Annotated in this window: 2 pseudogenes; one reads left to right on the forward strand and one right to left on the reverse strand. The window is 67.9% G+C overall.

Going from position 1 to position 3,146, the window contains the following annotated elements:
* Positions 1–957: 957 nt before the first annotated feature.
* Positions 958–1,266, forward strand: a pseudogene (locus AMA02S_RS45070) (hypothetical protein); the annotation flags it as partial.
* 183 nt (positions 1,267–1,449) lie between these two features.
* On the opposite strand, the pseudogene AMA02S_RS22455 reads toward AMA02S_RS45070, so the two are convergent.
* Positions 1,450–3,146 (reverse strand): annotated as a pseudogene (locus tag AMA02S_RS22455) (hypothetical protein); the annotation flags it as partial.

A 3,146-nucleotide genomic window follows, 5' to 3' on the forward strand; every position in this document is an offset into this window, starting at 1 on the left:
TTGCCTCGGGGTCTCGGTGTCGAACGGGTCGGCGACCGCCTGCGCGCCGGTCACGAGCGTCTCCTCATCCGGATCGATACCCGCGCTCGTGGTCGTGACCTGGCCGGACGTGCCGCAGGTGAGGTTCTTCTGGACGGGCATGAGCCACCCCGGTGTGTTGGAGACTTCTAGATCAGCAATTCCCCCGCACCTCGTCCGGGACGTCGGCGACAGGCAACCATACGTAAAAGTCTCCGTACGGTCCGTGACCCACACGGCGGTTTCGGGCGTCAGGAGCCGCGCCCGCCGGGCGGCGGCACCCGCCGGCCACGTAGATCGTCCGGTGCGGCGCCGCCATGTCGCCGGACGCGCCCCGTCAGGGACGGTCATCGCGCGGCCGAGTCCGAGTATCTCCCCGGGAAAGTCAGTCAAAATCGCCGTAATCATAGGGCGTGTCGCTGGCCTTGGGGCCCGGAAATGCTTGCCGCGCGACGGCTGTGTCATGTCCGTGTTTTTAGCTTCGTGGCTTTTTCTGGCAGAGACCTCGGGTAGGTCATTTCCAAGCTCAAAGCCTGCCAGCTGGCAGTCAATGACGACCGGACGAAGAAGGCGTTCGTCCAAAGCGATCGGAGGGACATGGAGCGCTGGGAGATGTCGCCATCGGTCGTACCGACGCGCGATGACCTCGTAGCGCGGCTGCGCGTTCGCTTCGCCGACATCCCGGCTGAGAACGTGCGCCGTTGCGTGGACGACCTGTGGTGTTGCTGCACGCACCTCGGAGTGCAGCCAGAGGAGCGGACCATCGAACGCCTCGCGGCGTCCCGGCTGACGGGCGTCGTCCAGGGTGCGCGCCCGCCCTATCCGGCCGGGAAGCGGCCGAGACCGCCCGGACCGCCCGCTGTCCGGGCCGTCGGGAAGCGGACCGCTCCGCCCAGCACGGCCCGCGTGGCCGCTCGAACTCCTATCGGGATGTGACACATGCGAGACACCACCGTGCCGGGCCTGGAGATCGGGACCCGGCGAGGCTTCATCGTGCTCAGCCTGCCCGCGCAGATCAGCTGGCAGAACTACGCGGGCATCCGGGAAGGGGTGTGTCGGGCGCTGTCCCTCGCCTCGGGGCCGGCGACCACCGGACGGCGCCGCAAAGGCGTCGTCGTCGACTTCGGTGACTCGGCGCTGCTGGACGCGGCCGGGCTCGTCCTCCTGGCGCGCACCGAGACCCGCGCGCAGTTGCTCGGCTGCCCGCTGCGTGCCGTGGTGCCCGCGCTCGCCGGGCCGGTGCGGCGTGCGCTGCAGCTGACCGGCCTCGCCCAGATCGTCCCGGTGTTCCCGGACGTGGCGGCGGCGACGGCGGCGCCGCTGCCGGTGGGAGCGACGACGGCGGTGGACACCGCGCACGTGCTGGACGCGATCCGGGCCATGCATCCCGGTGACAGGAGTCTGTCCCTCGCCCCGGCGCCGGCCGCCGAATTAATGATCACGACGACGGAGGCCGGTGACGGCGACCACACGGTCGTCCACCTGTCCGGTGTGCTCGACCAGATCACGGTGCGGCGGCTCGGAGAGACGCTCACCAGCCTGGTCGAGGGGAACCTGCGGCACCTCATGGTGCGGATGCACGACAGGCTCGGGCTGCGCTGCGACCCGCTGCCGATCCTGCTCGGCATCCGGTGGCGCGTCGCCGCCGAAGGCGGTTGCCTGTCGCTGCCGGCGCTGCCCGTCAGGCTTCGCGAGATCATCGACCGCGAGGGTCTCGGCTCCGCTTTCACCGCGTGCCGGAAGGCCAGGGGGCGCCTGGCGGTCGCCGAGCCGATCTGACTCGGTCCGGGATGCGCACTCGCCGGCCCGCTCACGTCCTCCGTCCGAATTGATGGTGAAGATGTGTGCGGGTTGGGTGTGTGGGTCTAGGCGGACGTAGTTGGAGCGTCGCCAGGTGTAGACGGCGCCGGTGAGTTGGTCGGTGACGGTGAAGGGGTTGTCGGGGTCGTCGGGGAGGTGGAGGGCGGGGAGGTCGAGGTGGATGGTGGCTTCGCGGGGGTGGTGGGGGTTGAGGTTGATGATGGTCAGGATGGTGTCGCCGTTGTGGTGTTTGGAGAAGGCGAGGAGTTCGGGTTGGTCGATGGGGTGGAAGTGCAGGTTGCGGAGTTGTTGGAGGGCGGGGTGGGTGTTGCGGAGTGTGTTGAGTTGGGTGATGAGGGGGGCCAGGGTGGTGTGGTGGCGTTCGGCGGCTTCCCAGTCGCGGGGGCGGTATTGGTATTTCTCGGAGTCGCGGTATTCCTCGCTGCCGGGGCGGACGGGGGTGTTTTCGTATAGTTCGTAGCCGGTGTAGATGCCCCAGGTGGGGGAGAGGAGGGCGGCGAGGATGGCGCGGATGTGGAAGGCGGGTGGGCCGCCGTGTTGGAGGTAGTCGTTGAGGATGTCGGGGGTGTTGGTGAAGGTGTTGGGGCGCATGTAGGCGGCGGTGGGGCCGGTGAGTTCGGTGAAGTAGGTGCGGAGTTCTTCGGCGGAGTTTTTCCAGGTGAAGTAGGTGTAGGACTGGTGGAAGCCGATTTTGGCGAGGGTGTGCATCATGGCGGGGCGGGTGAAGGCTTCGGCGAGGAAGAGGACGTGGGGGTGGGTGGTGGCCAGGTCGGCTAGGAGGCGTTCCCAGAAGGGGACGGGTTTGGTGTGGGGGTTGTCGACGCGGAAGATGTGGACGCCGTGGTTGATCCAGTGGTGGATGATGCGGCGGATTTCGGTGTAGAGGCCTTCGGGGTCGTTGTCGAAGTTGAGGGGGTAGATGTCCTGGTATTTCTTGGGTGGGTTTTCGGCGTAGGCGATGGTGCCGTCGATGCGGGTGGTGAACCATTGGGGGTGCTCGCTCACCCAGGGGTGGTCGGGGGAGCATTGCAACGCCAGGTCCAGTGCGACCTCCATGCCGAGGTCGTGGGCGTAGTCGACGAAGGCGTCGAAGTCGGTGAGGGTGCCCAGGTCGGGGTGGATGGCGTCGTGGCCGCCGTCGGCTGAGCCGATGGCCCAGGGGGAGCCGGGGTCATAGGGGCCGGCGTCCAGGGTGTTGTTGGGGCCTTTGCGGAAGGTGGTGCCGATGGGGTGGATGGGGGGTAGGTAGACGACGTCGAAGCCCATGTCGGCGATGGCGGGCAGTCGTTTCATCGCGGTGCGCAATG

This window comes from Actinomadura macra NBRC 14102 (assembly GCF_001552215.1).
GTDB lineage: Bacteria > Actinomycetota > Actinomycetes > Streptosporangiales > Streptosporangiaceae > Spirillospora > Spirillospora macra.